5 protein-coding genes are annotated in these 4,193 nt (G+C 55.2%); 4 read left to right on the forward strand and 1 reads right to left on the reverse strand.

From position 1 onward, the window contains the following. The 4 genes from CINSTRO3249_RS13520 to birA form a co-directional block, all read left to right on the forward strand. Positions 1 to 525 (forward strand): IS3 family transposase (locus tag CINSTRO3249_RS13520; protein WP_125933110.1); only part of this gene is annotated, 525 nt, incomplete at its 5' end. A 255-nt stretch (positions 526 to 780) separates the two neighbouring features. Continuing rightward, positions 781 to 1,629 (forward strand): hypothetical protein, encoded by an 849-nt coding sequence (locus CINSTRO3249_RS13525; protein WP_074013650.1) that lies wholly within the window; start codon positions 781 to 783, stop codon positions 1,627 to 1,629. Between the two features lie 137 nt (positions 1,630 to 1,766). Beyond that, entirely contained in the window at positions 1,767 to 2,804 is a 1,038-nt protein-coding gene (gene murB / locus CINSTRO3249_RS13530) for a UDP-N-acetylmuramate dehydrogenase (protein WP_074013651.1), read from the forward strand. Then, on the forward strand, positions 2,801 to 3,760 hold the full coding sequence (gene birA / locus CINSTRO3249_RS13535) for a bifunctional biotin--[acetyl-CoA-carboxylase] ligase/biotin operon repressor BirA (RefSeq protein WP_074013652.1): 960 nt from the start codon (positions 2,801 to 2,803) through the stop codon (positions 3,758 to 3,760). Before murB ends, birA begins: the two co-directional genes overlap by 4 nt. A gap of 100 nt (positions 3,761 to 3,860) precedes the next feature. Here the strand turns inward: birA and CINSTRO3249_RS13540 are convergent, their stop codons facing one another. Continuing rightward, positions 3,861 to 4,085, reverse strand: coding sequence for a type 1 glutamine amidotransferase family protein (locus tag CINSTRO3249_RS13540; protein WP_074013653.1), 225 nt, complete (start codon positions 4,083 to 4,085; stop codon positions 3,861 to 3,863). Positions 4,086 to 4,193: the final 108 nt, after the last annotated feature.

Here is a 4,193-nt window from a genome sequence, read left to right on the forward strand (position 1 = left end):
TTCATGGCGGAGCGGCCCAATCAGCTTTGGGTGGCGGACTTCACCTACGTCAGAACGGCGCAGGGCTTCGTTTATGTGGCCTTTATCGTCGATGTGTTCGCCGGCGTTATCGTCGGCTGGCGGGTCTCAACGTCGATGGAGACATCTCTGGTGCTGGATGCGCTGGAGCAGGCGCTTTGGGCTCGTCGCCCAGGGAAAGGGGTGATCCATCACTCAGACCGAGGCTCACAATATGTTTCATTAGCGTATTCAAAGCGTCTGAAGGATGCTGAAATCCTGGCGTCAGTTGGCACTACCGGCGACTCCTACGATAATGCGATGGCAGAGAGTATCAACGGGTTGTACAAAACGGAGGTTATCCACCGCGGGAGCTGGAAAAACCGGACGGAAGTGGAGTTGGCCACGCTGGACTGGGTGGACTGGTACAACAACAGAAGGCTGCTCGGGCGGCTGGGTTACATCCCTCCTACTGAAGCCGAAATGAACTATTACGCTTTGCAATTAGCATCAGAGGAAGCGGCGTAGTATTGCCAAAATTACTCTCTAATAAACTCGGGGTTATTCAGCGTGACAAATCTTCTCCCGCCTGGGGGGCGTAATTATCCCCCTATATCGGAATTTGATGGTTGTCGAATAACGAATGCAGTTTAATACATTTCAATCAACGGAGCGACGTTACGCGACCACGGCGTAATGTCTTTTATCGCCGGGAAATATCAGGGCAGTGTTTAGCCATGCTTAACATAATCCGTATTCGACAATCATAAAAAGGAGAGTTGCATGTTTATTGGCTCTAGGACAGGTAGTTACATTTTAAAACCGGAACAGGCGGAGAATGGCAGCGCGAAAACGTCCGCTAAAAGTGACTTGAGCCGTCAGATTTTGCATTGCATCACGACAATTGAGAATAGTGCGAAAACCTTTAGCACGGCGGTTGCCCATCGCTGCATTGGCGGGATGATAAGCGCATATAACTTTTTGTCCGCCGTTGAAAACAAGTCAGCCGGCGCTAATAAACCCTTTGATAATGCCAATTCTGCGCCTTTGACCGTTCATAATGCCGCCATCCGGCAGCAAAAAACCTTGACGTCTGAGGATATCGTCGCGGTAAAAGAGAAGATTCAAGCCACCGTCAATGATTTTCTCACGGATAAAAAGGGTTTTGAGCAATTAGTCGAAGCAACCATGGCGTCTGCATACAGCGAAGCTTCCGATGCCATGACGGCGTATTGCCAGCGCATCGGTCAGCCCGTGCCTAAGGGGTATCTGCATGAAATAGGTATGGCCTCAATGGAGAATGGATTAAAGTGCGCTGATAAACATGCGGGAAAAAATGAAGAGGCCAAGAAGAGCGGAAAAGAGGTGTCTGAGCAAGATAAGCTTTATATTCCCAACGGCGCAGGCATGCATCCGTTAGTTAGCGTGTACAAAACTGAACTCTTCTCACGAAATGTTAAAATACCTACGGAATTTAATCTGATAAAACAAGCGCATGACGAGATATTTTCGACATTTGATAAGCTGGCCGAGCAAGGGCACGGCCAAAGCCCGCAGCCGTTCAGGGAGCAACTGGCCCAGATAAATCAATTTTGGGAAAAAGGGCTTGCTTCTACAGAGTCCGACAGTTAAGCGACGTCGCAACGTTGCCTAACGTTATGCGTGCGAGATAAACGTCCTCAAGCATACCTAGGCCATAAAATGACACTCGCTGCCTTCCTGTGCGATCGAGTAGACTAACGGCAACAAAAGTGAAGACAGGTTATGTGATGATGACGGACACTGGGGCGCTAAAGTCCCTGAACAGTTTTGCCATTGACGTACAGGCACGGCGCGTGATTGCGGCATATACGGAGGCCGAGCTGTTCACGTTTTGGCGGCAGGCCACGGAGCACGGTTCGCCGGTGCTGGTGTTGGGCGGCGGCAGTAATGTGCTGTTTTTGGAAAACTATGCCGGTACGATATTGCTAAATCGAATTGCGGGCGTCGCCATCGAGGAGCGCCCCGACGCTTGGCACTTGCATGTCGGCGCCGGAGAGGTGTGGCATGATCTGGTGCGTACCTGTCTCGAACAGCACATGCCGGGTCTGGAGAATTTGGCGCTGATCCCCGGCTGCGTGGGTTCTGCGCCGATCCAGAACATTGGCGCCTATGGCGTCGAGTTGCGCCAGTTTTGTGACTATGTCGACGTGCTGCAGTTGGCAACCGGTACCCTACGTCGCCTGAGCGCGGCTGAATGTCAATTTGGCTACCGCGACAGTATTTTTAAACACGCGCTGCGCGAACGCCACGCCATTGTCGCGGTGGGTTTGCGGCTGGCCAAAGCCTGGCAACCGGTATTGACCTATGGCGATCTGGCCCGCCTGGACCCGCAGCAGGCCACCCCACGACAGATTTATGATACGGTTTGCGCGATGCGTCGCATGAAATTGCCCGACCCCGCGCTGCAGGGCAATGCCGGCAGTTTCTTCAAAAATCCGGTTATTGATGCATTGGCAGCAGAACAGCTGCTAAGCCGCTATCCTGATGCGCCACATTACCCCCAACCGGAGGGCGGGGTGAAGCTGGCGGCGGGTTGGCTTATCGATCGCTGTGGACTCAAAGGCTATCGGCTCGGTGGCGCGGCGGTCCATGACAAACAGGCGCTGGTTTTGGTCAATGCTAATAATGCAACGGGTGAGGATATCGCTGCGCTGGCGCGCTACGTGCGCCAACAGGTTGCGGGCCGGTTTGCCGTCTGGCTGGAGCCTGAAGTGCGATTTATCGGCGCCTTTGGCGAAGTGGATGCGGCAGGAGTCATCACATGAAAGACGTCACCATTCCGCTTAAGCTTATCAGTTTATTGGCCGATGGCGAGTTCCATTCTGGCGAGCAATTTGGTGCGGCGTTGGGAATGAGCCGCGCTGCCATCAACAAACACATTCAAACGGTGCGTGACTGGGGTGTGGATGTCTTCACGGTGCCCGGCAAAGGCTATCGTTTGTATGCCCCGCTGCAATTACTGGATGAAAGCGCAATCCGCGCGCGCTTACCCGCGGGGCGGCTGGCGGTGCTGCCGGTGATTGACTCCACCAATCAGTATTTGATCGAGCGTATCGGCACCGTGCAGCCGGGCGACGCCTGTGTGGCGGAGTATCAGGCGCAAGGACGCGGCTGGCGCGGTCGGCAGTGGATATCGCCGTTCGGTAATAACCTCTATTTATCCCTTTATTGGCGTCTTGAGCAAGGCCCCGCAGCGGCAGGCGGCCTCAGTCTGATGGTCGGTATTGTCATGGCGGAAGTGCTGCAACGCCTCGGCGCAGACGGGGTCCGCGTAAAGTGGCCGAACGATCTGTATTTAAACGATCGCAAACTGGCCGGGATCCTGGTGGAGATTTCCGGTAAGGCCGGCGATGCCGCCCATGTCGTGATTGGCGCCGGCATTAATCTGGCGATGCGCGAAGGTGCGGCGGGTAAAATTGACCAAGGATGGATCAACTTGCAGGAAGCGGGTATCGCTATCGACCGAAACGCACTGGCCGCCGAACTGACCGACATGCTCCGTCAGGCGCTGCGGCAATTCGAGCGTGACGGGTTCGCGCCATTTGTTGCCCGCTGGCAAGCGCTGGATAACTTTTATGACCGGCCGGTGAGATTGCTTATTGGCGATCGGGAGAACAAAGGAATTGCGCGCGGCATTGATGCACAGGGAGCCTTATTGCTGGACCAAGAAGGGGAACTCCACGCCTATCTGGGCGGAGAGATATCGCTGCGCGGCCAGTAGCCGCACCGCTTTTGCCGGCGAGGGCGGCGGCCAGGGGCGATGCACGAGCCCATAGCCGGCAATGCCGCCCCCGTCCCGGCATCGGGACAAGCACGGGTGTTTAAACCCTGGGGACCGTGCTTCCCGGCGTCAGCACCCCCGGTTCGGGCAGATCGGCGCGATAAAGTGCCGCATCGTAGGGGCCGGCAAGGGTCGGCGTGCCCTCAGCCACCGTTAACCAATCGCCTTCCGGCAGCCCCACCACCGTCAACTCCGGCTGTGCCCGCAAGAGCTCATCCAGCCGCTGTTGGCGGGTTTCGCCCTGATGGCATAGGTATCTACACATTTATCGTGATACCTGTTATTACTTTGCAGAATGATTTCAACCTATCTGTTGGCGGGATTGACTCTCGCCTTACCCGCCGATATCAGACGCTGGTTAAACAGCATATGA

Source organism: Candidatus Sodalis sp. SoCistrobi (assembly GCF_900143145.1).
Taxonomy (GTDB): domain Bacteria; phylum Pseudomonadota; class Gammaproteobacteria; order Enterobacterales; family Enterobacteriaceae; genus SoCistrobi.

Excerpts from the sequence above, each read along its gene's own strand:
- CINSTRO3249_RS13525 (WP_074013650.1), top strand. The coding sequence starts at position 781 with ATGTTTATTGGCTCTAGGACAGGTAGTTACATTTTAAAACCGGAACAG.
- murB (WP_074013651.1), top strand. The coding sequence starts at position 1,767 with ATGATGACGGACACTGGGGCGCTAAAGTCCCTGAACAGTTTTGCCATT.
- birA (WP_074013652.1), top strand. The coding sequence starts at position 2,801 with ATGAAAGACGTCACCATTCCGCTTAAGCTTATCAGTTTATTGGCCGAT.
- CINSTRO3249_RS13540 (WP_074013653.1), bottom strand. The coding sequence starts at position 4,085 with ATGTGTAGATACCTATGCCATCAGGGCGAAACCCGCCAACAGCGGCTG.